This is a genomic window from Rhizobium sp. C1, from assembly GCF_021026335.1.
In the GTDB taxonomy this organism is placed as follows: domain Bacteria; phylum Pseudomonadota; class Alphaproteobacteria; order Rhizobiales; family Rhizobiaceae; genus Ensifer_A.
Window position 1 is genome coordinate 713,125 of sequence record NZ_JAJNCY010000001.1, and the last position, 22,461, is coordinate 735,585.

A 22,461-nucleotide genomic window follows, 5' to 3' on the forward strand; every position below is an offset into this window, starting at 1 on the left:
CCGAGCGAAGCGGAGGCGGGGTGAGGGGGACGGTCTGGCTCAGCGCGCCCTTGAGCGCCTTAAGCGATCAGCGCCTCATACGCTGCCTTATCCAGCAGCGCGGCCGCATCGGCCGGGTTGGCGAGCTTCAGCTTGAAGAACCAGGCGGCGCCTTCCGGGTCCGAGCCGACGAGTGACGGGTCGTCGACGATGGCCTGATTGACTTCGACAATCTCGCCGTCGAGCGGGCAGTAGACTTCCGATGCGGCCTTGACGGACTCGACCGTTGCGGCAGCTGCGCCCTTCGCGAACGTTGCGCCTTCTTCCGGCAGTTCGACGAACACGAGATCGCCGAGCTGTTCGGAGGCATGGGCAGTGATGCCGACGGTGGCAACATCGCCTTCGACGAGCAGCCATTCGTGTTCTTCGGTGAATTTGAGCATGGATTTCCCCTTATGTCTCAGTGTTGGGAGTCTGAAATCAGCGCTTGTAGCCGGGTGTGATGAAAGGAAGGGCGGAGATCGTGACGGGCAGGTATTTGCCGCGCACTTCCGCGTAGATGGTTGTGCCGGTGGCGGCGAATTCGGAGGCGACATAGCCCATGGCGACCGGGCCTTCGACCGTCGGGCCGAAACCGCCGGAGGTGACTTCGCCGACCTTTTGCGTTCCGGCGTCATCGGCAAAGAGTGCGGTATGGCCGCGAACCGGGGCCTTGCCTTCGGGCTTCAGGCCGACGCGGAGGCGCGAAACGCCTTCGTCCAGCCCCTTGAGCACGACATCCGCGCCGGGAAAGCCGCCGGCGCGCGCGCCACCGGTGCGGCGGACCTTCTGGATTGCCCAGTTCAGCGCGGCTTCCGCCGGCGTTGTCGTCGTGTCGATATCGTTGCCGTAGAGGCAAAGACCGGCTTCGAGGCGGAGCGAGTCGCGTGCGCCGAGCCCAATCGGCATGACGCCGTCGATGGCGAGGAGCGCACGGGCGAGCGCTTCCGCTTTGTCGTTCGGCACGGAGATTTCGTAGCCGTCCTCGCCGGAATAGCCCGAGCGGGAGACGATGCAGTCGGTGCCGACGAGGCTGACGGTTGCGACATCCATGAATTTCATGGCGGCGGTTTCGGGCGCGAGGCTGGCAAGCGCGGCTTCCGCCTTCGGGCCCTGCAGCGCGACCAGCGCGCGTTCGGGCAGCGGCGTCACGGTGCAGGTGTCGCCGATATGCTTTTCCAGATGAGCAAAATCGGCGTCCTTGCAGGCGGCGTTGACCACGACGAAGAAATGGTCGCCGCGATTGACGATCATGAGGTCGTCGAGAATGCCGCCGGTCTCGTTGGTGAAAAGCGCATAGCGCTGGCGGCCGGGTGCGAGGCCGAGGACATCGACGGGGACGAGCGTTTCGAGAGCCCTGGCGGCATCGGCATTGTCGCCGGACTTTGCCTTCACGATAACCTGGCCCATGTGCGACACGTCGAAGAGACCGGCGGCGGTGCGGGTGTGGATGTGCTCCTTGAGTACGCCGGCGGGATATTGCACCGGCATGTCATGGCCGGCAAACGGCACCATGCGGGCGCCGAGCTCCAGATGGAGCGCATGAAGCGGGGTCTTTTTCAGATCTGTCTCGGCGCTCAAGAGCGGGTCTCCGGGCAAGGGCGTGATTACGCCGGCTCATTCGATCGGGCGCTTTCGCGCCGGTTTCTCCTTGAGCCCCCTCTGTCCCTTTGCCTGAGATTGTTATCCCTTCGGCATGCGGTTTCCCGCCATTCTCCAGAGTGCAGTTCCGATCCGTTGGTCCTTTGGCCTGAGAGTTTCCGGGGCGGTTGCTCCTTCGGCACCAGTCGCGTTCACGACTGGATTCTCCCAACGGGTTGTCTCAATTATTTTGACAGCATGTCGTTTGACAAGAGGGAAATGACGTTATGACATAAAAAAATGTCGCAACGGGACGGCGTGGCCGGTGATTGGCGCACGACATTTCGGGCGCGGCATTGCTGCCGCGCGATCATAAGCACCCTTCAACGGGAAGCTTTACTTGCCTTCGCCGTTGTCCATATAGGCCGCCGTCGCCTGTTCAGGCGTCGTTTGCGGAACCTTGTGATGGGTCGCAGTCAGAAATGTGAGCGCCAGTGACGGCGGATGCACAAATTGCAGAAGCGGCCGGTCGGCGATGTCTCCATCGGCGACAGCCTTGGCATGCCAGTCCGCGATGGCTGCCGCCATCGGGTTGAAATTCGCCGCCCGCATCGTTGTCTGTTTGAAGCTGTCACTGACAGCTGCAGCCGTGGGAGGCGACACGGTGATTACCTGTGCCATGGTTGACTGTCCTAAAGCATGAGGACCCTCTGTTTCATAGACAGGCACAGATTATCGCAACTTCTATTATATGCTGTAAAACAATTTGGTAAATATTTAGGGAAGTCTAATTCTATTTTGCCTGCCTTGTTTACCAGTGTGGGTTTACCAGTGTGGCGACGAGGAGCCGATCGTGGCCCGCACTTGAAATCGGCGCGCGAACGTTGCACATGGAGCGCATCCGAAAAAAGGGGTGCGGCATGACCGTTTCAAGGGCGATAGACCATCTTGTTCTGGCGGTGAGCGACCTTGCAACGGCGCGGGCGCGTCTTGGTTCGCTCGGCTTCACGGTTGCCCCGGATGCGCGCCATCCCTTCGGCACCGAAAACGCCTGTGTCTTTCTCAAGGACGGGACCTATCTCGAGCCGCTGGCGATCGGAGCCGAGGCGGACAGTCTCGACACGGCGCGCGCCGGCAATGTCTTTACCGCCCGCGACCGCGCTTTCCGTTTCCGTCACGCGGACGAAGGGCTTGAGGCCGTGGTGTTCCAGACCGCCGATGCGCGGGCAGATCATGAGGACTATGTCTCTGCCGGCTTTTCCGGTGGCGCAATGCTGGAATTCTCGCGGCCGTTCCGGACACCGGACGGGGCGGAAAGCGAGGCCTCGTTCCGGCTTGCCTTCGCTGCCGATCTGCGGTCGCCGGATTTTTACGCCTTTACGTGTCAGCGCATGAACACGCCGGCAGCGGATCGCGCGCCCCTGATGGCGCATGAGAACGGCGTGATCGGACTTGCAGCGGTCACGCTGTGCGAGCCGCATCCGCAGGATCACGCCGACTTCCTCGGCGTTGCCTCGCGTGGTGGCCTTCCGGAGCGCATCAGCGGCGGTCTTGACATGCGCGCAGGCAATGCGGGTCTCTGCGTGGTGACGCATGCGGAATTCGAAGCCCGTTTCGGACAGAAATATTGCGGTCATGCGCGTGGCTTAAGAGGCCGGGCGGTGTCGTTTTATGTCGCCTCGCTTGAGGTGACGGCAACACTTTTGCGCCGCAATGGCGTGGTTCACGAGACGATCGGCGCAAGGCTTGTCGTTCCAGAGGCGCCCGGACAGGGCGTTCTTTATACGTTTGAGGAAAAAGCATGACTGACGTGAAGACCAATGCGAGCGTGACGATCGGCTCAGGCGCAAGTGCTGTGACGTTTTCCAACACCGGCAAGCTCTCGCTGATCGCCGGGCCCTGCCAGATGGAAAGCCGCGACCATGCTTTCGAGATGGCCGGCGCGCTCTCCGAAATCTGCGCCAAGCTCGGGATCGGTCTTGTCTACAAGTCGTCCTTCGACAAGGCAAACCGCACGTCGCTTTCGGCCGGGCGCGGCATCGGGCTGGAAAAGGCTATGCAGGTCTTTGCGGATCTCAAGGCGGAATTCGGTTTTCCGGTCATCACCGACATTCACACCGAGGAGCAATGCGCGATCGTCGCCGAGACGGTCGATGTCCTGCAGATCCCGGCCTTCCTGTGCCGCCAGACGGATCTTCTGGTCGCTGCCGCGAAGACGGGCAAGGCTATCAATGTGAAGAAGGGCCAGTTCCTCGCCCCCTGGGACATGAAGAACGTGCTCAACAAGCTGAACGCCAGCGGCAATCCGAACGTGCTGCTGTGCGAGCGCGGCGCGTCCTTCGGCTATAACACGCTGGTTTCCGACATGCGCTCGCTGCCGATCATGGCGGCGATGGGCGCGCCGGTGATCTTCGATGCCACGCATTCGGTGCAGCAGCCGAGCGGGCAGGGCGGTTCGACGGGTGGCCAGCGCGAGTTTGTCGAGACGCTGGCGCGGGCGGCTGTCGCCGTGGGCGTTGCGGGCCTCTTCATCGAGACGCATGAGGATCCGGACCATGCGCCGTCAGACGGGCCGAACATGGTGAACATCAAAGACATGCCGCGGCTTCTCGAGAAGCTGCTCGCCTTCGACGCTGTGGCCAAGGGCTGACGATCTTGGCGCGCTGGCGGGTTCTGGCGCTGGCGGCGGGGCTGTTTGCCGCTGCGCCGCTTTCCGCACATGCGACCGCGCCGTGCGAATGGACCGGTTATCTCGGCAATGATTATGCCGTCTGCAGTTTTGACCCGGCCAAGGACCATATCCGGCTTTATAATGCGGATGCCACCGGCAAGCCCTATGGCGGGTTCCGTGCGCTCGGGCGCGACATCTGGTTCTCCGGAAAGCATGTCATCCGCTTCGCCATGAATGCCGGCATGTATGATTTCGGCCTCAAGCCGGTCGGTCTTTATGTCGAAGAGGGCGTGGAGAAGCATCCGCTGGTGCGCGGCGGCGGCTGGGGCAATTTTTTCCTCCGGCCGAACGGCGTGTTCTTTATCGGCAACGACGGCAAGGCCGGTGTCATGGAAACCGAGGCCTATGCGTCAAGTGGCATCCAGCCGAGGCTTGCCACGCAATCCGGCCCGATGCTGGTCATTGATGGCCAGATCCACCCGGCCTTCCTGCCACAGAGCGACAGCCTGAAACTGCGCAACGGCGTCGGCGTCGATGACAAGGGCAGGGTGGTCTTCGTCGTCACGAAAGACCCCGTACGCTTCTACGATTTCGCGGTATTCTTTCGCGACGTCCTGAACTGCAGGAATGCGCTGTTTCTCGACGGATCGATCTCCAGCATGATGGTCCCCGCCTGGGGCCGGCGTGACGAGAGTGAGCCGCTGGGACCTATCCTCGCCGTCACCGGCAGCCTGCCCTGACGTTTTCCCCTCAACCCAGCGCCTTGCCCTGACGCCCCGCCTCGTCCTGGACGAATTGCCAGGCGACGCGGCCGGAGCGGGCGCCGCGGGTGGTCGCCCATTCGAGCGCGCGGTGATGCAGGTCCTCGCGACCCCCTTCCAGACCGAAATGGGCGGCATAGCCGTCGATCATGCCGAGATAGTCTTCCTGGCTGCATTTGTGGAAACCGAGCCACAGACCGAAGCGGTCGGAAAGCGACACCTTCTCTTCCACAGCCTCAGACGGATTGATCGCGGTCGACTGCTCGTTTTCGATCATGTTACGTGGCAGGAGATGCCGGCGGTTCGATGTCGCGTAGAAGATGACGTTGTCGGGGCGACCTTCGATGCCGCCGTCGAGTGCTGCCTTGAGCGACTTGTAGGAGGTGTCGTCATGGTCGAAGGAGAGGTCGTCGCAATAGAGGATGACCCGCACCGGGCTTGTCCGAAGGATTTCCATCAGCGACGGGAGGCTGTTGATGTCCTCGCGGTGGATTTCGACGAGCTTCAGCGCAAGCGCCCGGTCTTCGCAGAGCCGTGCATGAACCGCCTTGACGAGCGAGGACTTGCCCATACCGCGCGCGCCCCACAGCAGCACGTTGTTGGCCGGGAAGCCTTCGGCAAAGCGTTTGGTGTTCTCGAACAGGATGTCGCGGACATGATCGACGCCGTGGATCAGCTCCAGCTTCACCCGGTTCGGGCGCGCGACCGGCTGCAGGAAGCTGCGGGCGGGCGACCAGACGAAGCAGTCGGCGGCGGACCAGTCGTTTTCGGCTGGCTTCGGTCCTGCGATTCTTTCCAGCGCCTCACGCAGCTGCCTGATCTCGATGAGAAGTTCGCGCGTCGCATCATTCGACATGCCGTTTCCTCCGGTGTCTCTCTTGATTTTCCCGGGCCTAACATGAGGCAAATCTGGCAGAAAGGTCGATATGTCCGGAAAACGTTCGCAAGAGGTAGCTATTTGTTGCATTCGTGACCGCGAACACTATATTCCGGCGGCTTGAGACCAGGGGCGGCAATCGCGCTCCACACATGAATTGCAAGGAGTTTTCATGTTCTTCACCGAAGCATTCGCCCAGAGCGCAGGCACGCCTGCCGCAGGTGGCGGCCCGGCCGAGATTCTGCTGTCGATCGCGCCCTTCCTCCTGATCTTCGTGGTCATGTATTTCCTCATCATCCGCCCGCAGCGGACCCAGATGAAGCGTCGCGAAGAAATGCTGAACAACGTGCGCCGTGGCGATCAGGTCGTGACCGGTGGCGGCATCATCGGCAAGGTGACGAAGGTTAATGACGACGACAAGGAAGTCGAAGTCGAGATTGCAGACGGCGTGAAGATCCGCGTCATCCGCTCGCTGATCACCGAGGTTCGCGTCAAGGGCGAGCCGGTCGCCAAGCAGTGACATTGCGCCCGTCCGGCTCAACCGGGCGGGCTTCTTCTACTGAGAGTCCGAGAGTCCCATGCTCTATTATTCCCGTTGGAAAACCATTTTCATCTGGCTCGTCATCGCGGTCAGCGTCATCATCGCGCTGCCGAATGCGATCAGCGAGAAGACGCTCTCGGAGCTTCCTTCCTGGTTCCCCAAACACAAGATTACCCTGGGTCTCGACCTTCAGGGCGGCTCGCATGTCATGCTGCAGGTCGACCGCAACGACATCGTCAAGGAACGGCTGCAGTCGACCATTGATGACGTGCGCTCCAAGCTGCGCGAGGCCAATATCGGTTATACGGGCCTGACCGGCACTGGCCAGACCGTGCAGGTCCGCGTTCGTGACCTGAGCCAGGTTGACGCCGCCAAGAAGGCGCTGGCGCCGCTGACGCAGCCGGTTTCGGCCGGTACGCTCACCAGCGGCTCGATTGTGGAGGCAACGCTTTCGGATGCCGGTGACGGTCTTCTCAAACTGAACATCACGGATCAGGGTATCGAATACCGTATGGCGTCCGCCGTGACGCAGTCGACCGAGGTTATCCGCCGCCGCGTCGACGAACTGGGCACGACCGAGCCGACCATCCAGCGCGAGGGATCTGATCGCATCATCGTTCAGGTGCCTGGTCTGCAGGACCCGCAGCGCCTGAAGAACATTCTGAACCAGACGGCGAAGCTGTCTTTCCACATGGTCGATCAGACCATGTCGGCGCAGGATGCGCTGAACGGCCGGACGCCGCCGACGGATGAAATCCTCTATTCCAAGGACGATCCGCCGGTTCCCTATCTCGTCGAGAAGCGCGCGCTCGTTTCGGGTGAAGACCTCGTTGATGCGCAGGCAAGCTTCAATTCGCAAACCAACGAACCGGTTGTCACCTTCCGCTTCGACTCAAAGGGCGCCACGCGCTTTGCACAGGCGACCAGCGAGAATGTCGGCAAGCCCTTTGCCATCGTGCTCGACGATCAGGTGCTGTCCGCACCTGTCATCCGCGAGCCGATCCTTGGCGGTTCGGGTCAGATTTCGGGTAACTTCACGGTCCAGTCGGCCAACGATCTTGCCGTTCTCCTGCGAGCAGGCGCGCTGCCTGCGACGCTCACGGTGGTCGAAGAGCGGACGGTCGGCCCGGGCCTTGGCGCCGACTCGGTCAAGAGCGGCGTCATTGCCGGCGTGATCGGCACGGTCCTCGTCGTCGTCTTCATGATGGTCTTCTACGGCTTGCTCGGTGTGATCGCCAATCTGGCAGTAACGCTCAACGTCATCATGATCCTGGCGATCCTGACGATGCTGGGGGCGACTCTAACGTTGCCTGGCATTGCCGGTATCGTTCTGACCATCGGTGTGGCGGTGGACGCCAACGTGCTTGTCTATGAGCGCATCCGTGAGGACTTCAAGAGCGGCAAGCCGTTCCTGCAATCCGTCGAAAGCGGGTTTACCCGCGCCTTTGCGACCATTGTCGACGCCAACGTCACGCACTTCATCGCGGCGGCTGTGCTCTTCTTCCTCGGCTCCGGGCCGGTCCGCGGCTTTGCCATCACGCTGATGATCGGTATCGTAACGACCGTCTTCACGGCCTATACGCTGACGCGCTGGATGGTGGCCATCTGGGTGCGCCGTGCGCGGCCGAAGGCCGTGCCGAAGGGTGTCCGCACCGGCTTCTTCGACGGCTCGAACATCCGCTTCATGCGGCTGCGCAATTTCAACTTCGGTCTCTCGGCCATGCTGTCGGTTGCTTCCGTCGTCGGCTTCATGACGATGGGCATGAACCTTGGCATCGACTTTACCGGCGGCTCGATATTTCAGGTCAAGGCGATCCATGGCGAAGCCAATCTGGAACAGTTGCGCGAGCGCTTGTCCAAGCTGAACCTTGGCGAAGTCATGGTTCAGGGCTTCGGCTCGCCCGAGGAAGCGCTGATCCGTGTGCAGGCGCAGAATCGCGGCGACAATGGCGACCAGTCGGTCGATTCGCTGGTGCGCGGCGAGCTTGACAAGGACTACAGCTTCTCGCGCGTCGAGGTGGTGGGGCCGACCGTGTCCGGTGAGCTTGCCAAGACGGGTGCGATCGGTGTGACGGTCGCGCTGATCGGCATTCTCATCTACGTCTGGCTGCGGTTCGAATGGCAATTCGCCGTGGGCGCGATCATCGCGACGGTGCATGACGTTCTGCTGACCATCGGGATGTTCGTCATCACGGGAACCGAGTTCAACGTCTCGAGTATCGCGGCCGTGCTGACCATTGTCGGTTACTCGCTCAACGATACGGTGGTCATCTATGACCGCGTTCGAGAGACGATGCGGCGGTACAAGAAAATGCCGATGTCGCTGATCATCGACTCGTCGACGAACCAGACAATGTCGCGCACCATCATGACCTCGATCACCACCTCGCTGGCGATCCTGGCGCTCGTGATCTTCGGCGGCGAAGTGATCCGGTCCTTCACCATCGCCATGCTGTTCGGTGTGATCGTCGGCACCTATTCGTCGATCTATATCGCAGCCCCGATCCTCATTCTCTTCAAGCTGCGGTCGGACGACGGTGCTGATGCGAAGGATGTCGAGGATCAGGGTGCAAAGCCGGCAGGCGCAAAATGAGCCGGGGCGAAGGTCCCGGTTATCTCCCAGAGCAGGCGCTGATCGACGTCTATGGCAATGGCGGTTTCCGCTTTGCAGACATGTCGCATCGCGGCTCCATCCTCTGCCTGCCGTCCGGCATTCATGCCTGGACGGCGGTGGAGGGCACACCTTTGCAGCTGCGGGACTTCGACAAGGTGATCGCAGAGGCGGAACGGATCGAGTTTCTGCTGGTTGGAACCGGACTTGATATCCGTCCCCTATCGGCCGATCTGAAGGCCCTTTTCCGCGCGCATGGCATCAGCTCCGATCCCATGAGCACGGGGGCGGCGGTGCGCACCTATAATATCATGCTTTCGGAAAAGCGGCCGGTGGCTGCGGCCTTCATCGCCGTCTGATCTTTTGTCGCGCCGTCTGGCCAAAGAGACGCAGGTCCTTATGTCCACCTCCATGCCCACCGCCTTTGATGATGCCTTTTCCTATTGCCTGTCGACGCTGCGGGGACTGGATCGCGACCGATACCTTGCCTGTCTGCTGATGCCGGAGGCGACACGTCGCGACATGTCGGCGCTCTATCTTTTCAATGCCGAGATCGCCCGCATCCGTGACACGGTGCGCGAGCCGTTGCCGGGCGAAATTCGCCTGCAATGGTGGCGCGATCTCTTCGAGGGGGCAGGCTCCGGCGCTGACGCAGGACCGCTTGCAATGGCGCTGTTCGACGTGGTGACACGCTACAGGCTGCCGCGCAACGCTTTCCTCCGGATGTGCGAGGCGCGGATCTTCGACCTCTATGACGATGCCATGCCGTCGCGGAACGATTTCGAAGGCTACGCGGGGGAAACCGCCTCGGCGCTGATCCAGCTCGGACTGATGATTGCCGCGCCCGTTGCCGTTGAGGCACATGCGGAGGCGGCGGGACATGCCGGGGTGGCGCAGGCGGTGGCCGGTGCACTCCTGTTGATGCCGCGTCATGCGGCGCGGGGCCAGGTCTATCTGCCGCTCGACATGCTGACGGCGGCGGGTCTCGACCGCGATGCGTTTCTCGCGCGCGCCGATCAGGCGCGGATTGACGCGGCCATCGAGATGTTTGCGAGCTTCGGGCTCGAGCATCTCGACAAGGCGCGTCGTGCCTTGCCGCGCTCCACGGAGGCCTTTCTGCCATTCCTGCCGGCGGCGCTGACGCGGACGGTGCTGCAAAGAGCGCTCAAGGCGAAGGCGGGGCTGTTCGGGACCGAGATTGCGCCGGGGCAACTCCGCGCGCAATGGCGCCTTTGGCGCGCCTTGCGGACGCATTCGCTCTGAACCAGCCTCGGTCAGCTGGTTCGAGCTTCTGCGCGCCGGTCGAATTGTGCTTGGCAAAATTCGGACAAGCTCCGGCTTTTAAGACGTGAAGCCTGTTTTTCGTGTGAACCCCCGGAGATGATCCGTGCCTGCAATCTATGTCTGGCTGCTGGCGATCTTCCTGATCACCATGTTTTCCATCTATTCGATGCAGCTTGCCGCCCGTCATCGCGAGGAGGACGAGGAGGCGGGACCGGCGCTGATCGAATTCGGCCGTGCCTTTCCCAAGGAAGCGGTGCGCGATGTGGTGGCGACGGCCGACCGGCAGACGGTGTTTCTCAGGCTTTTCGACAACAAGGTGGGCTGTGTGCAGTTTCGCGGACGCACCATGTCGTGTCGGCTGCTGCATCCTGGCACGGTGACGGTTCTGCCCGGGGCAACCAGCAACGCGGTGCAGCTGGAGTTCAAGAATTCCGTGACCGACAGCGGCGAATTCGTCTTTGCTTCCGAGCGACAGGCGGCGGAAGTGTCGCTATGGCTTCTCGGCAGTTTCGCCGCCAATGGCGGCGGTGACGATTCGACGGTACTGAGCCCCGCCTGAGCGGGGCCGCCGTTACGGGGTGCAATCAGCACATCGAATCGCTGAAATTTTCAGCCCCGCTTGCTTTCCTTACGCGGTTCCCAGCCAGGTTTTGCAGGCGGCAAGAGCGCGGGCGCTCATGGCCTTCTTCTTGGCGATAGCCTTGTCCTTGCCGCGGAAGCGTTTGATGCCTTCGGGTCTGACAATGGAGCCGGGTTCCAGTTCCGGGAAGAGGCCAAAATTGACGTTCATCGGCTGGAAGGAGCGCTTGCCGGGCTCTTCGTCGGTGGTCAGATGCCCGCCGGTGATGTGGCCAAGCAGCGCGCCCAGCGCCGTTTCCGGCGGCGGCGGCACGATCTCCCGGCCCAGCCGTTCGGCCGCCGCAAAGCGGCCTGCGAGCAGGCCGATGCTGGCGCTCTCGACATAGCCTTCGCAGCCGGTGATCTGGCCGGCAAAGCGCAGGCCGGGGCGCGACTTCAGCGTCAGCGATCGGTCGAGCAGGACGGGCGAGTTGATATAGGTGTTGCGGTGCAGGCCGCCGAGGCGGGCGAATTCGGCATTCTGCAAGCCGGGAATCATGCGGAAGATTTCAGCCTGCGCGCCGTATTTCAGCTTCGTCTGGAAACCGACCATGTTGTAGAGCGTGCCCAGCGCATTGTCCTGGCGCAGCTGCACGACGGCATAAGCCTTGACGGTCGGGTTATGCGCATTGGTGAGGCCCATGGGCTTCATGGGACCGTGGCGCAGCGTCTCACGGCCGCGCTCGGCCATGATCTCGATCGGCAGGCAGCCATCGAAATAGGGCGTGCCTTCCCATTCGTGGAAGCCGGTCTTGTCGCCGGCAATCAGCGCGTCAACGAAGGCGTTATACTGCTCTTCGTTCATCGGGCAGTTGATATAGTCCTTGCCCGTGCCACCGGGGCCGACCTTGTCGTAGCGCGACTGATACCAGCAGATGTCCATGTCGATCGAGTCGCGGTGCACGATGGGCGCAATCGCGTCGAAGAAGGCAAGCTGGTCTTCGCCGGTCGCCTTCTGGATCGCCTTGGCGAGACCGGACGAGGTCAGCGGGCCGGTGGCCACGATGGCGAGGTCCCAGTCTTCCGGCGGCAAATCGTCGATCTCTTCGCGCACGACGGTGATCAGTGGCTCGGCTTCCAGCGCGCGGGTGACCGCTTCCGAAAAACCGTCGCGGTCGACGGCGAGTGCGCCGCCGGCCGGAACCTGATGCTTGTCGGCGCATGACATGATCAGCGAGCCGGCCATGCGCATTTCGGCATGGATGACGCCCACGGCATTGGTCTCGGCATCGTCGGAGCGGAATGAGTTGGAGCAGACGAGTTCTGCAAGGCCGTCTGTCTTGTGGGCATCCGTGCCTTTGACGCCGCGCATCTCGTGCAGGATGACGGGAACGCCGCTGCGGGCAAGCTGCCAAGCCGCTTCTGAACCGGCAAGGCCGCCGCCGACGACGTGGACGGGAGAGATGGAGGTGGCGATGATGTTTGTCATGGGCGGCTCCATATCATGAGCGTGGGCGCAAGCACGACAAAAAATTCAAGATTCGGGTTCGACGCTTCCCGACAGAATCAAAACGGCGCCCTCATGGCGCCGTTCAAGACATGCATCAATCTTCCGTGTGGCTCAGCGTGCCTGGCGGGCAGCAACCATACGGATGTCGTAACGCGTCAGGCCGATATCGCTGAGCGTGTGCGAAGGCAGGTTGCTCAGTTCGGATACGGTGCGGCGGTAGGACAGCCAGTTCTTGGCAAGACGGATCGGGTTCATGGTCGTTTCCTCAAAAGTTTTCCAGATCCACATGCGCCGGTATGCGTCGCATAACCGCCCCGTCATCGCTGTGGTCTTTCGATGAGGACTGTATAGTGCATTGCAGCGGCAATGTGCAGTGCGGAATTTCATCACCTGCCATGCATTTGTGCAAATGCTTGCCCACGGCGCAATCGCTGGTGCGAAAATAGGCAGATGATGGTGTCGTTTTTGAGCTAGGCGACGTCGCTCGCGGTGCGAAAACACCTTTTAAACCTGAGTGTTAAGCATTTGTGAACGCTTGGCGCAATGTCCGAACAGCAAAAAGCCCCGCAGGCGGAGCCGGCGGGGCTTTCAAAGGAAGGTGTTTGTGCCGATTAGCGAACGGCGGCGCGGGCAACGCGCTGAATTTCATCGCGGGCGATACCAAGATCGCTGAGTTCGCGGTTCGACATGCGGTCGAGTTCGACAACCGTCTGACGGTACTTACGCCAGTTGTTAAAAGAGCGAGCAATGTTCATGGCCTTTTCCTTCTTTAGGGTTTGGCAACGCGTCTGGCTGCCTCTTCGTCTCTGAAAACGTTTATATGCTGCGTCGCAGCATTGATGAAGCGCAAATGTCTCAGGTCACCCATGCGCGTTGCGCATGGCAATCTGCAAGAGCTCGTTTTTGTTCAGGAATTTTTAACTAAATCGATTGTTGTGGCAGTGCGTCCGCGTGGGCGCAAAAGGGCCTGAAATCGGCCGGCATCCAGGCGCGCTCCGGTCTCCGAGATGCAAGAGCCTTCTGGGCACCGTTTTTCTGGAATGTCTATTCCGGTAACGGGAAGATGGCCGGATTGGTGGTGTGGATTGTGAAGAAACGATGTGGGTGGCGGCGTGGAAACAGGCCTTGAAACTATAACGCCCGCCGCGGGAGGAGGTGCGGCGGGCGTCATATAGGTGACTGACAACTGGGAGGAGGAGTGTTGTCAGTCTTAAACGAGACGCCCTGGGAGGAGGAGTGGGCAGTCCCGAATTCGAATTTCGCGTTTCAAGCCGTTCAGCAATTTCCTGCGCTCGGCTTATGGTCACAATATAGATTGTCCGTTCCGTTTTGTGCAGTGCGAAATGGACATACGTGGCATGCGCATATCGCATGGCTTTTGTCTATCATCTTTAGGGACTATAGCAGTGCTCTCTTAAGGAGCTGCTAATGCCCACGCGCCTGCACTCCGTAAATATAGGGAGGTTACATTGGAATGCTCATAAGCAATGCCGGGTGAAATATGCTCTTTTCTGTTGCGATCTTCCGGACGGGTGATATAGAGGCGGCTTCCGAGCGGGCCGGTTTCTTGAGGAGAGGGCGGGCCTGCCGTGAGAGCGGGTATGGCGGAATTGGTAGACGCAGTGGATTTAGGTTCCACCGCTGAAAGGCGTGGGGGTTCGAGTCCCTCTACCCGCACCATATATATAAAGTCGCAGACAGGCAGGCAATCGAGAGGCTTTTGCGCGCGCGATGCGGCATTTTGCTTGCCAAAGCGCCCTGAATTTGCATAGAAGCCACTCCGGCAAATCGAGGTTCCGGCAGCGCGCCTCGCGATCAATGAGGCACAAGTTACGCGCAGCCGCTTGGAAATGAAGGTTTTAACATGCAGGTAATCGAAACGCTCGCTGAAGGGCTGAAGCGCGAAATCAAGGTCGTCATCCCGGCCAAGGACATGGAAGCTCAGATGAACGAGCGCCTTGAGGGTGTGAAGGATCGCGTTCGGATCAACGGTTTCCGTCCGGGCAAGGTGCCGTTCGCACAGCTCAAGAAGATGTATGGCAAGTCGGTCATGGCCGAGCTCGTCAACGAGATCGTCCGCGTTCGTCCGAACGAAATCCTGACCGAGCGCGGCGAAAAGTCCGCGACGCAGCCGGATATCTCGATGACCGAGGACGAGTCGGAAGCCGACAAGATCCTCGCAGCCGAAGCCGATTTCGAATTCACGATCGCTTACGAAGTGATCCCGAAGTTCGAGCTGAAGGACGTTTCCTCGATCAAGGTGACGCGCGAAGTCGTCGATATCGCCGATGAGGAAGTCGATACGCAGGTCCTGCAGATCGCCGAAAGCGCCAAGACCTACGAAACCAAGAAGGGCAAGGCCGCTCAGGGCGACCGCGTCACCATGGATTACCTCGGCAAGGTTGACGGCGTTGCCTTCGACGGCGGCAAGGACGAAGACGCTGAACTCGTCATCGGCTCCAACCGCTTCATCCCGGGCTTCGAGGACCAGCTCGTCGGCGTCAAGGCTGGCGACGAAAAGGTCATCACCGTGACTTTCCCGGCTGACTACCCGGCTGCGAACCTTGCTGGCAAGGAAGCCACTTTCGACATCAAGGTCAAGGATGTTGCCGCTGCCAAGGACGTCGAAATCAACGACGAACTGGCAACGCAGCTCGGCCTCGAATCTGCTGAAAAGCTGCGCGAAATCGTTCGCAGCCAGCTCGAAGGCCAGTACAGCTCGGTTGCCCGTCAGAAGCTGAAGCGCCAGATCCTCGACCAGCTCGATGAAATGTACGACTTTGCGACGCCTGAAAAGCTGGTGTCTGCCGAGTTCGACAACATCTGGCGCCAGATCAACACGGATCTCGCCCAGTCCGGCAAGACCTTCGCTGACGAAGACACGACGGAAGAAGCCGCGCGCGAAGAGTATAACAAGCTCGCACAGCGTCGCGTCCGCCTCGGCCTCGTTCTCTCGGAAATCGGCGACAAGGCCAAGATCGAAGTCTCCGACGAGGAAATGCAGCAGTCGCTCTTCGCACAGCTGCGCCAGTTCCCCGGCCAGGAGAAGGAAATCCTCGATTACTTCCGCAACACGCCCGGTGCCGCCGCTTCGCTGCGCGCGCCGATCTTCGAAGAGAAGGTCATCGACCATCTGCTGAACGAGATTTCTGTCACGGACAAGAAGGTCTCCAAGGAAGAGCTGCTCGCCGACGACGAAGCCGAAGGCAAGTCTGAAGGCAAGAAGGCCGCTCCGAAGAAGAAGGCTGCCGCCAAGAAGGAAGCCGCTGCTGAAGAGGCAACTACCGACGAGGCTGCTTCTGAAGAAAAGCCGGCTGCAAAGAAGAAGGCTCCGGCCAAGAAGAAGGCTGCCGACGAATAATCGTCAGCGTCTGATTTTGAAAAGACATGAAAGGCGGTCTTCGGGCCGCCTTTTTCTGTTTCGGAATATGAGACTGGTCTTGAGCGGTTTCGCAAAGCCGGTTGCGCTGCCGAGTATAAGGTGGCAGCGCGCTCGAGCGCATCTTCTATAGATGGGGGGCGCCGACGCCTCCGGGGGCGTCTCGGGAGGCTTCTCAGTCGGGCGTCGTCATTTCGCTGGCAGCGTTCGGTGCGTTGCCGGCGGGGATCTGGTTCTGCGTGGCGGCATCGCGGCTCAGAAGCAGTTCGACATCGGCGTTGCGACCGGCCTTCACGTCGAAGTCGCGCTGGTAGATCTTGTCCTTGTTGCGGGCCACGGCGGTGTAGTTGCCTTCCGCCAGGACCATCGTGGCGAAGGCGCCGACATTTTCGGATACGATGTCGCCCGAGCTGGTGAGGATCGACCATGCCGTATCGGCGATGGCTTCCCCGCCGACGGACGAGACGAGTTTGAAGGTGATGCGGGCCGCCCGGTGCTGGATGGTTGCCTGCGTCAGCTTGCCGGCCGCCACCTGGATATCGGCGCGAATGACGGCGTTGAGCGAGCCATAGGTCGAGACGACGTGATAGGTGCCGGAATTGAGCCGGATGATCGTGTTGGGCGCGACATCCTGCATGACCAGACCCCGCTCGCCATCGTCCTGCACGTCATTGGTATAGACGGAGAATTTCAGGTCCTTGTCGGGAATCTTCGTGTCGTTGCCGGAAACCGCGTGGAGCACAATGCCGCCCGCATCAAGAACCAGTTCCTGATTGGGAACGTCGCCGCTCGCGGGCACTGTAACGCGCTTCGTCGCCGTGGCGCGGCCAAAGGCGGCGTTGAGGAAGTATTCGCCGGGGGCGAGGCGAAAGCTGTGCGATCCGCCATCGAAGGCGGCGATCAGCTGCAGTTTGCCATCCTGTCCGGGAATGGTGGAAAATACGTGCCAGGAAATGCCGCTCTGCATCGCGGCGCTATCGGCCGTGAGCTTGGCATCGCAGCGCACGATGCGGCCGTCCTTTGGGACAGGCGGCGGTTCTGGGTTCGGCGAGAAGCTGTTGATCCCCGGTAGCTTCAGCTTCGGCTGTCCGGTCGGGGAGGTGGCGAACGGATCGACAGCGCCCGCGGTCGCCGGCATCATCGCAATAAGAAGTGCGCTGGCGGCGGCAAAAGCGGCGGTGGATGTCTTGCGCGTCATGTCGTCCTGCGTGAAGCCGAAGTCCGGCCTAGCCCAAACCATTGCCGTCATATCACAGGCAAAACTGCGGATGCGAGCATAAAGCGCCGGCTTCCGGCAATTTGATGACCGCGACGCTTTGCGCCCACGCCCTGGCTTGCATCCGCCTGAGCGGTCGGCAATAAGCGGGAACCGATCAGTGTCAAAAGAGGATATGCCATGGAAACCAATGCTGCGCTCATCGACTATCTCAAGGTCCGCCGCTCCATTCCGGCCTTTCAGATGCGCGAACCGGGGCCGGACCGGGCCGGGATCGAGGATATCCTGCGGCTTGCGGTGCGGGTGCCTGACCATGGCAAGATCGCGCCCTGGCGCTTCATCGTCTACACCGGGGACATCCGCGCCCAGATCGGCGAAGAACTGCTGAAGATGGCGCTGGAGCGCGATCCGAAGCTTTCGGGTGAGATGATCCAGGTCGAGCGCAGCCGCTTCACCCGCGCGCCCGTCGTCATCGGCGTCATCAGCACCGCCGCCCCGCATGTCAAGGTGCCGGAGTGGGAGCAGGTCATGTCGGCCGGCGCGCTGTGCCTCAATGTCCTGATGGCCGCCAACGCACATGGCTTTGTTTCCAACTGGCTGACGGAATGGTTCGCCTTCGACGAGAAGGCCTTTCCGCTGCTTGGGGTTCAGCCGGGCGAGAAGGTTGCCGGCTTCATCCATATCGGTTCCTCGGATTTCCCTGCGGTCGAGCGGCCGCGTCCGGAACTTGCCGAAAAAATCACCTGGATGGGGGCGTGAGCCATGTTCTATGAGACCGGACATCGACCTGGCGTTCTGACGCATGATCCCTTCAAGGCGATCGTGTCGCCGCGCCCGATTGGCTGGATCGGGACGAAATCGAAGGAGGGCGCGCTGAATCTCGCTCCCTATTCGTTTTTTGCGGCGATTGCCGATCGCCCGCCGCTGGTCATGTTTTCCTCCAGCGGGCGCAAGGACAGCCAGCGCAACGTCGAGGAGACCGGCGTCTTCACAACCAACCTCGCCGGGCGCGCGCTTCTGGATGCGATGAACCTCACATCTGCCCCCGCGCCCTCGGATACTGACGAATTTGCTCTGGCCGGCCTCACACCGGTCGCGGGAACGCTCGTCGACGCACCGGTCGTGGCGGAGGCCTATGCGGCGCTGGAATGCCACGTGGTCGAGGTCAAGCCGCTGGTTGGGCTCGATGGCCTCGCGTCGGAGAATACGATGATCATCGGGCAGGTCGTCGGCGTCCACATCCGTGATGAAGCGATCCGGGACGGGCGGCTCGATATGGCACTCGCGCGCCCGCTTGGGAGGCTTGGCTATATGGATTATTGCGACGCCGGTGACGTGTTCGAACTGTTCCGGCCGAGTTGGCCGATCGAAAAGACGTAAACGAGATGAAGGAAGAAGAGGGTTGGCACGCCCTAGGGGAGTCGAACCCCTCTTTTCAGAATGAAAATCTGACGTCCTAACCGATAGACGAAGGGCGCATGCCGTGCTGCAGACATTTCTTTCGAACTGTCTTGCGGCGTGGCGTCCTTATAGTCAGCGTTCCGGATTCCCGCAAGACATAAATTTCAGTTTTCGACGCGGTCGCGTGGAGATTTCCTGCTTATCTGTGGATGATGAAAAGGCAAGCGAAGTCATGGCTCTATCTGCCTATCTTAATGCAAGATAACAGGATGCCAAGCCGCAGCCCGCATGTCGATATCTGGAAGAAATTCAAGGGAGGGAGTGGCACGCCCTAGGGGAGTCGAACCCCTCTTTTCAGAATGAAAATCTGACGTCCTAACCGATAGACGAAGGGCGCATGCCGTGCCGCAGAAGGTTTATTTCGAACCGTCTTGCGGTGTGGCGACCTTATAGTCAGCGGAATTTCATCCCGCAAGCGGGAAATTCGCGTTTTTCAAAAAAAATTCATGAAGATCGGGATGGGCGCAGGCGGTGCTGCATTTCAAAACGAATTCAGATTCTTAACCCGTCTTACCGGCGCTTCTTCTTGCGCTGGCAGCGCCAGTCCCAGTCGCGCTGGTCGCCGGTGTCGATGTGCACCGAGTTCGTGTAGCAATAGGTGCCGACGCCGCCACGGCCCGGCAGGGAGCGCAGATAGCTCGCGAGTTCCCATTTCGACACGCCGTTGACCTGGATGTCGGCTGCGTTGCAGGTCGTGTGCAGCGAATGTTCCGCACCGCCGGACTTCGAGTTCCAGACCGGCGGGCGATAGCCAGACGTGACGATCGGCGGCTTGCCGTAGTGCTTTTCGACGGTATGGAGCATTTTCAAAAGCTCCGGCTTGAAGCAGTCGGTCTCGACATAGGGCGTCTGGATCCAGATGCCGTTCGGCGCCACGCGGGCAAGGCCGGGAGCCGAGATCAGCCGTGCTAGGCCTGCGGGTTCGCTGTCGTCCGCATTGTCGTCGCCGCTGTCGCCATCGTCGCCTTCGCCCTCGACGGCGGCGGGCTTGGGCGGGAAGAAGGCATTGAGCTTGGCCACCGGGCGGCTGCCGTCATCCGGGGTTGCGCTCAACGGGTTGGCGGGCTGGGGCGTCTGCGGGCGCAAGGGATTCGCCGGCTCCAGCTTGGCGGTCTTGTCCTCGCTCTGCGGCTGGCTGAAGCGGCTCGCGTTGAAATCCTGCACCGGCGGCTCAGTCGGCGTGGGGACTGCCACCGGATTTTGGGGCTGCATGGTGAAGAGGCCGGCGACCTTGGGTTGCGTCTGTGTTTCCGCCGGCGTCAGGACACGTCCACCCTTGGGGGCTGCGGGGCGTTCTTCCGTGGCAAGGGTCTGGGCTTGCGGGCTTGCTGCTTCCGCCGCCGAATCGGCCTCGGGCGGCGTATAGATATTGATGACCGACGGATTGAAACTCGGGGCAGGGACCGAGGTCGGGACCGTGACGCCGCTCTTCTGCGCGGCGGCCTTTTCTTCGGGCTTGGCGGGGGCGGTGGAGAAAATGCTGCCGCGCGCGGCATTCAGCGCCACCTGCAGCTGCTTGTCCGTCGACGTGGGGCGGAAGGCTGCGGCATTCTTCGGGATCGGTATGGCGCCCATGCGGGCCTGAGTCGCGGCAGCGATGACAGCCTGCTGGTCGGTCGCCACCGGCTCGCCGTTGCGAATCTCGACTTCCTGCGTCGTGTCCGGATTGATCGCCAGTCTTTGCGTCTTGGACTGCGCCATAGGCGCGGCATGCGCTTCCTTGGTTTCCTTGGAGCGCGCGTCACTGAGGAGCTTGGGATCGAACGAGTTTTCAAATGATGAAGACATGCAGCCCGACAGCGCAAACGCTGTCAGCAGTCCGGTGGAGAGGGCGTAAAGCCTCCGTTCCGCCGTTCTCCGTTGCTGCTGATGTTTCAAGCGTGACGCTCCCAAATCTCAAACTGGCGCAAATTTCTACGGAAAGGCCCGAGCGATGTAAACCGCCCGGGCCTGCCGTTGCGTCAATTTGAGAGATGACGCATAAAACCCCCAAGGATTTCAGGGATATGGAGGTTTCAAAAAATCTCCGATCACCAGGTTCCGGTGTTCTTCATCGAGGCCCAGGGCTCGTTTGGTGCCAAACTTTCGCCTTTTTGCAGAATCTCGAACGAGATTCCGTCGGGGGAGCGGATGAAAGCCATATGACCGTCGCGCGGCGGGCGATTGATGGTGACGCCATGCTTCTGCGCATTTTCGCAAAATGCATAGATATCGTCGACTTCATAGGCGAGGTGGCCGAAATTGCGGCCGCCCGTGTAGGTCTCGGGGTCCCAGTTATAGGTGAGCTCCAGGCAGGGGGCGGCCGTTGACTGCGCACTGGCCTTATCTTCCGTTGCCGCCAGGAAGACGAGGGTAAAGCGGCCGACCTCGTTTTCGATCCGCCTCGTTTCTTCAAAACCCATGACATTGCGGTAGAATGTCAGCGATGCGTCGAGGTCTGTGACGCGGACCATGGTGTGCAGATAGCGCATGTCGATGTCCTTTGTTTCGTGCCGCCCTGATATGCGGTCGGCTAAAGCCTGAGGCAAGCCCGCGATGCCACGAATCCAGCTGTGGAAGACGCGAGTCGCTGGGATTAAATGCAAACTGGCACTTGCACAGAAACCCGAACACATTGTTAATCTTTGTGGCGAGAATCAGTTAACCGTGATTGCATGTGACGCGTAGATGAGGGGCAACGGGAAATGGCGGACAGAATATCGGCAAAGGATATGTCTACTGTTGACGACGTGTCCGGTGAGTCCGTTGATCTGATTGAAATCACCGGTGTCGTGAAGTGGTTTGACGTTGCCAAGGGCTTCGGCTTCATCGTTCCCGACAATGGCATGCAGGATGTTCTTCTGCATGTGACCTGCCTGCGCCGCGACGGTTACCAGACGATCCTGGAGGGAACGCGGATCGTGGCGCTCGTGCAGAAGCGCGATCGCGGATATCAGGCCTTCCGCATTCTTTCGATGGACCAGTCGACGGCAATTCACCCGTCGCAGCTTCCGCCGGTCAAGACGCATGTGCAGGTGACGCCGACGAGTGGGCTGGAGCGCGTTCTGGTCAAGTGGTTCAACCGCACCAAGGGTTTCGGCTTCCTGACGCGCGGCGAGGGGACCGAGGATATCTTCATCCATATGGAAACGCTGCGCCGCTTCGGCATGACCGAGTTGCGCCCGGGCCAGACCGTGCTCATCCGCTTCGGCGACGGGGAAAAAGGCCTGATGGCCGCGGAAATTCATCCGGATGTCCCCGCGCCGCCGGCGCGCTCGCATTGATGTGGCCGAAGCGCCGCCTCGCCAGCCTGGCAAGCGCTCTCGGGGCGCTTTTGCTTTTTGTGCTGGCGACAACCGCGGCCTTTGCCGATGGACTGCCGGTCAGCACACTGAAGATTATAGGCCCCGGCGGCAAGGCGCTTGATTTCAAGGTCGAGGTCGCCGCCACCGCCAAAACACGCGCGACCGGCTTGATGAACCGGAGCTCGCTTGCGGCCGGTACAGGCATGATCTTCATCTTCCCGCAGCCCAGGGATGTCATGATGTGGATGAAGGATACGCTTATCCCGCTGGATATGCTGTTCATCGACGCGGGCGGCAAGGTCATCAACATCGCCGAGAATGCCAAGCCCATGGACGAGACCATCATCCCGTCTCGCGGTCTCACGGCGTATGTGCTGGAACTCTCCGGCGGCGAAGCCGCGCGCCTGCACCTTTCCGCCGGCGACACAGTCACCGGCCCGGCGCTGGATTTCAAGGCGCGGGATTGACTGATAAAGCCACAAGCCTGCAAAGGCGAACTTTGCTGTTGCGGTAGCGTTTTCAAGCGTGTATCAGCGGGGCTCGAATGTGACGGAGTGTAGCGCAGTCTGGTAGCGCATCTGGTTTGGGACCAGAGGGTCGGGAGTTCGAATCTCTCCACTCCGACCATTTCGCACCTATTTCGCGGGCGCGAATTTTGTGGCAGGAATGACGTCGGGCCGGAATCGGGAAGGTGTCGTTTCGGTCATCG

At 60.9% G+C, this 22,461-nt stretch carries 23 protein-coding genes, 4 tRNA genes and 1 riboswitch; of the genes, 15 read left to right on the forward strand and 12 right to left on the reverse strand.

Annotation, left to right across the window (positions count from 1 at the left end; all coding sequences use genetic code 11):
- Positions 1 to 59 precede the first annotated feature (59 nt).
- From gcvH to LQK83_RS03555, 3 genes are all read right to left on the reverse strand, one after another.
- A complete protein-coding gene (gene gcvH, locus LQK83_RS03545; protein ID WP_230835888.1) occupies positions 60 to 422 on the reverse strand; it encodes a glycine cleavage system protein GcvH in 363 nt (120 codons plus the stop codon).
- 37 nt (positions 423 to 459) lie between these two features.
- The gene (gcvT, locus tag LQK83_RS03550) at positions 460 to 1,599 is read right to left on the reverse strand and encodes a glycine cleavage system aminomethyltransferase GcvT (protein ID WP_230835889.1); all 1,140 of its coding nucleotides are present in this window, start codon (positions 1,597 to 1,599) and stop codon (positions 460 to 462) included.
- Between the two features lie 147 nt (positions 1,600 to 1,746).
- A riboswitch (glycine riboswitch) is annotated at positions 1,747 to 1,840 on the reverse strand.
- Positions 1,841 to 1,995: 155 nt separating this feature from the next.
- A complete protein-coding gene (locus tag LQK83_RS03555; RefSeq protein WP_230835890.1) occupies positions 1,996 to 2,280 on the reverse strand; it encodes a hypothetical protein in 285 nt (94 codons plus the stop codon).
- 239 nt (positions 2,281 to 2,519) lie between these two features.
- Here LQK83_RS03555 and LQK83_RS03560 point away from each other — a divergent pair, with 239 nt between their 5' ends.
- From LQK83_RS03560 to LQK83_RS03570, 3 genes are read left to right on the forward strand one after another with little or no spacing between them, the layout of a single operon-like run.
- Complete coding sequence (locus LQK83_RS03560) at positions 2,520 to 3,404, forward strand: VOC family protein (RefSeq protein WP_230835891.1); 885 nt, start codon at positions 2,520 to 2,522, stop codon at positions 3,402 to 3,404.
- The gene (gene kdsA / locus LQK83_RS03565) at positions 3,401 to 4,249 is read left to right on the forward strand and encodes a 3-deoxy-8-phosphooctulonate synthase (RefSeq protein ID WP_230835892.1); all 849 of its coding nucleotides are present in this window, start codon (positions 3,401 to 3,403) and stop codon (positions 4,247 to 4,249) included. The genes LQK83_RS03560 and kdsA overlap by 4 nt, the downstream gene beginning before the upstream one ends.
- Positions 4,250 to 4,254: 5 nt before the next feature.
- Positions 4,255 to 5,010, forward strand: coding sequence for a phosphodiester glycosidase family protein (locus LQK83_RS03570; protein WP_442966692.1), 756 nt, complete (start codon positions 4,255 to 4,257; stop codon positions 5,008 to 5,010).
- Positions 5,011 to 5,020: 10 nt separating this feature from the next.
- On the opposite strand, the gene LQK83_RS03575 is transcribed toward LQK83_RS03570, so the two are convergent.
- Entirely contained in the window at positions 5,021 to 5,887 is an 867-nt protein-coding gene (locus LQK83_RS03575) for an ATP-binding protein (protein WP_230835893.1), read from the reverse strand.
- A 193-nt stretch (positions 5,888 to 6,080) separates the two neighbouring features.
- Here LQK83_RS03575 and yajC point away from each other — a divergent pair, with 193 nt between their 5' ends.
- From yajC to LQK83_RS03600, 5 genes are all read left to right on the forward strand, one after another.
- Complete coding sequence (yajC, locus tag LQK83_RS03580; RefSeq protein ID WP_230835894.1) at positions 6,081 to 6,428, forward strand: preprotein translocase subunit YajC; 348 nt, start codon at positions 6,081 to 6,083, stop codon at positions 6,426 to 6,428.
- 58 nt (positions 6,429 to 6,486) lie between these two features.
- Positions 6,487 to 9,042, forward strand: a complete 2,556-nt coding sequence (secDF, locus tag LQK83_RS03585; protein WP_230835895.1) for a protein translocase subunit SecDF — start codon at positions 6,487 to 6,489, stop codon at positions 9,040 to 9,042.
- Positions 9,039 to 9,419 carry an Mth938-like domain-containing protein gene (locus LQK83_RS03590; RefSeq protein ID WP_230835896.1) on the forward strand — a complete coding sequence of 127 codons (381 nt, stop codon included), beginning with the start codon at positions 9,039 to 9,041 and terminating at the stop codon, positions 9,417 to 9,419. The genes secDF and LQK83_RS03590 overlap by 4 nt, the downstream gene beginning before the upstream one ends.
- Positions 9,420 to 9,459: 40 nt before the next feature.
- Complete coding sequence (locus tag LQK83_RS03595) at positions 9,460 to 10,323, forward strand: phytoene/squalene synthase family protein (RefSeq protein WP_230835897.1); 864 nt, start codon at positions 9,460 to 9,462, stop codon at positions 10,321 to 10,323.
- Between the two features lie 124 nt (positions 10,324 to 10,447).
- Positions 10,448 to 10,903, forward strand: coding sequence for a hypothetical protein (locus LQK83_RS03600; protein ID WP_230835898.1), 456 nt, complete (start codon positions 10,448 to 10,450; stop codon positions 10,901 to 10,903).
- Positions 10,904 to 10,972: 69 nt separating this feature from the next.
- On the opposite strand, the gene trmFO is transcribed toward LQK83_RS03600, so the two are convergent.
- From trmFO to LQK83_RS03615, 3 genes are all read right to left on the reverse strand, one after another.
- Positions 10,973 to 12,391 (reverse strand): methylenetetrahydrofolate--tRNA-(uracil(54)-C(5))-methyltransferase (FADH(2)-oxidizing) TrmFO, encoded by a 1,419-nt coding sequence (trmFO, locus tag LQK83_RS03605; RefSeq protein ID WP_230835899.1) that lies wholly within the window; start codon positions 12,389 to 12,391, stop codon positions 10,973 to 10,975.
- A gap of 132 nt (positions 12,392 to 12,523) precedes the next feature.
- Complete coding sequence (locus LQK83_RS03610; RefSeq protein WP_230835900.1) at positions 12,524 to 12,667, reverse strand: DUF1127 domain-containing protein; 144 nt, start codon at positions 12,665 to 12,667, stop codon at positions 12,524 to 12,526.
- A 356-nt stretch (positions 12,668 to 13,023) separates the two neighbouring features.
- Positions 13,024 to 13,167 carry a DUF1127 domain-containing protein gene (locus tag LQK83_RS03615; protein WP_230835901.1) on the reverse strand — a complete coding sequence of 48 codons (144 nt, stop codon included), beginning with the start codon at positions 13,165 to 13,167 and terminating at the stop codon, positions 13,024 to 13,026.
- Positions 13,168 to 14,007: 840 nt separating this feature from the next.
- On the opposite strand from LQK83_RS03615, the gene LQK83_RS03620 reads away from it, so the two are divergent.
- Positions 14,008 to 14,092, forward strand: a tRNA-Leu gene (locus tag LQK83_RS03620).
- Between the two features lie 184 nt (positions 14,093 to 14,276).
- Complete coding sequence (tig, locus tag LQK83_RS03625; RefSeq protein WP_230835902.1) at positions 14,277 to 15,773, forward strand: trigger factor; 1,497 nt, start codon at positions 14,277 to 14,279, stop codon at positions 15,771 to 15,773.
- A gap of 193 nt (positions 15,774 to 15,966) precedes the next feature.
- Here tig and LQK83_RS03630 read toward each other — a convergent pair whose 3' ends face one another.
- Positions 15,967 to 16,989, reverse strand: a complete 1,023-nt coding sequence (locus tag LQK83_RS03630) for a hypothetical protein (protein WP_230835903.1) — start codon at positions 16,987 to 16,989, stop codon at positions 15,967 to 15,969.
- Positions 16,990 to 17,187: 198 nt separating this feature from the next.
- On the opposite strand from LQK83_RS03630, the gene LQK83_RS03635 reads away from it, so the two are divergent.
- On the forward strand, positions 17,188 to 17,766 hold the full coding sequence (locus tag LQK83_RS03635; RefSeq protein ID WP_230835904.1) for a nitroreductase family protein: 579 nt from the start codon (positions 17,188 to 17,190) through the stop codon (positions 17,764 to 17,766).
- A 3-nt stretch (positions 17,767 to 17,769) separates the two neighbouring features.
- Entirely contained in the window at positions 17,770 to 18,387 is a 618-nt protein-coding gene (locus tag LQK83_RS03640) for a flavin reductase family protein (protein ID WP_230835905.1), read from the forward strand.
- A 23-nt stretch (positions 18,388 to 18,410) separates the two neighbouring features.
- Here LQK83_RS03640 and LQK83_RS03645 read toward each other — a convergent pair.
- The 4 genes from LQK83_RS03645 to LQK83_RS03660 form a co-directional block, all read right to left on the reverse strand.
- Positions 18,411 to 18,485 (reverse strand) — tRNA-Glu (locus LQK83_RS03645).
- A gap of 245 nt (positions 18,486 to 18,730) precedes the next feature.
- Positions 18,731 to 18,805: transfer RNA gene (locus tag LQK83_RS03650), tRNA-Glu, on the reverse strand.
- 173 nt (positions 18,806 to 18,978) lie between these two features.
- Entirely contained in the window at positions 18,979 to 20,346 is a 1,368-nt protein-coding gene (locus LQK83_RS03655) for a YcbK family protein (protein ID WP_230835906.1), read from the reverse strand.
- 152 nt (positions 20,347 to 20,498) lie between these two features.
- Entirely contained in the window at positions 20,499 to 20,939 is a 441-nt protein-coding gene (locus tag LQK83_RS03660) for a VOC family protein (RefSeq protein WP_230835907.1), read from the reverse strand.
- 213 nt (positions 20,940 to 21,152) lie between these two features.
- Here LQK83_RS03660 and LQK83_RS03665 point away from each other — a divergent pair, with 213 nt between their 5' ends.
- The 3 genes from LQK83_RS03665 to LQK83_RS03675 all read left to right on the forward strand — a co-directional run bounded on the left by LQK83_RS03665 (position 21,153) and on the right by LQK83_RS03675 (position 22,379).
- Positions 21,153 to 21,731, forward strand: coding sequence for a cold-shock protein (locus LQK83_RS03665; RefSeq protein WP_230835908.1), 579 nt, complete (start codon positions 21,153 to 21,155; stop codon positions 21,729 to 21,731).
- On the forward strand, positions 21,731 to 22,219 hold the full coding sequence (locus tag LQK83_RS03670; RefSeq protein ID WP_230835909.1) for a DUF192 domain-containing protein: 489 nt from the start codon (positions 21,731 to 21,733) through the stop codon (positions 22,217 to 22,219). The genes LQK83_RS03665 and LQK83_RS03670 overlap by 1 nt, the downstream gene beginning before the upstream one ends.
- Before the next feature lie 83 nt (positions 22,220 to 22,302).
- A tRNA-Pro gene (locus LQK83_RS03675) sits at positions 22,303 to 22,379 on the forward strand.
- Positions 22,380 to 22,461: the final 82 nt, after the last annotated feature.

Excerpts from the sequence above, each read along its gene's own strand:
- trmFO (WP_230835899.1), bottom strand. The coding sequence starts at position 12,391 with ATGACAAACATCATCGCCACCTCCATCTCTCCCGTCCACGTCGTCGGC.
- LQK83_RS03595 (WP_230835897.1), top strand. The coding sequence starts at position 9,460 with ATGTCCACCTCCATGCCCACCGCCTTTGATGATGCCTTTTCCTATTGC.
- LQK83_RS03555 (WP_230835890.1), bottom strand. The coding sequence starts at position 2,280 with ATGGCACAGGTAATCACCGTGTCGCCTCCCACGGCTGCAGCTGTCAGT.
- LQK83_RS03635 (WP_230835904.1), top strand. The coding sequence starts at position 17,188 with ATGGAAACCAATGCTGCGCTCATCGACTATCTCAAGGTCCGCCGCTCC.
- LQK83_RS03630 (WP_230835903.1), bottom strand. The coding sequence starts at position 16,989 with ATGACGCGCAAGACATCCACCGCCGCTTTTGCCGCCGCCAGCGCACTT.
- LQK83_RS03670 (WP_230835909.1), top strand. The coding sequence starts at position 21,731 with ATGTGGCCGAAGCGCCGCCTCGCCAGCCTGGCAAGCGCTCTCGGGGCG.
- LQK83_RS03640 (WP_230835905.1), top strand. The coding sequence starts at position 17,770 with ATGTTCTATGAGACCGGACATCGACCTGGCGTTCTGACGCATGATCCC.
- LQK83_RS03665 (WP_230835908.1), top strand. The coding sequence starts at position 21,153 with ATGGCGGACAGAATATCGGCAAAGGATATGTCTACTGTTGACGACGTG.
- LQK83_RS03560 (WP_230835891.1), top strand. The coding sequence starts at position 2,520 with ATGACCGTTTCAAGGGCGATAGACCATCTTGTTCTGGCGGTGAGCGAC.
- kdsA (WP_230835892.1), top strand. The coding sequence starts at position 3,401 with ATGACTGACGTGAAGACCAATGCGAGCGTGACGATCGGCTCAGGCGCA.
- tig (WP_230835902.1), top strand. The coding sequence starts at position 14,277 with ATGCAGGTAATCGAAACGCTCGCTGAAGGGCTGAAGCGCGAAATCAAG.
- LQK83_RS03590 (WP_230835896.1), top strand. The coding sequence starts at position 9,039 with ATGAGCCGGGGCGAAGGTCCCGGTTATCTCCCAGAGCAGGCGCTGATC.
- LQK83_RS03610 (WP_230835900.1), bottom strand. The coding sequence starts at position 12,667 with ATGAACCCGATCCGTCTTGCCAAGAACTGGCTGTCCTACCGCCGCACC.
- yajC (WP_230835894.1), top strand. The coding sequence starts at position 6,081 with ATGTTCTTCACCGAAGCATTCGCCCAGAGCGCAGGCACGCCTGCCGCA.
- secDF (WP_230835895.1), top strand. The coding sequence starts at position 6,487 with ATGCTCTATTATTCCCGTTGGAAAACCATTTTCATCTGGCTCGTCATC.
- LQK83_RS03575 (WP_230835893.1), bottom strand. The coding sequence starts at position 5,887 with ATGTCGAATGATGCGACGCGCGAACTTCTCATCGAGATCAGGCAGCTG.
- gcvH (WP_230835888.1), bottom strand. The coding sequence starts at position 422 with ATGCTCAAATTCACCGAAGAACACGAATGGCTGCTCGTCGAAGGCGAT.
- LQK83_RS03615 (WP_230835901.1), bottom strand. The coding sequence starts at position 13,167 with ATGAACATTGCTCGCTCTTTTAACAACTGGCGTAAGTACCGTCAGACG.
- LQK83_RS03660 (WP_230835907.1), bottom strand. The coding sequence starts at position 20,939 with ATGCGCTATCTGCACACCATGGTCCGCGTCACAGACCTCGACGCATCG.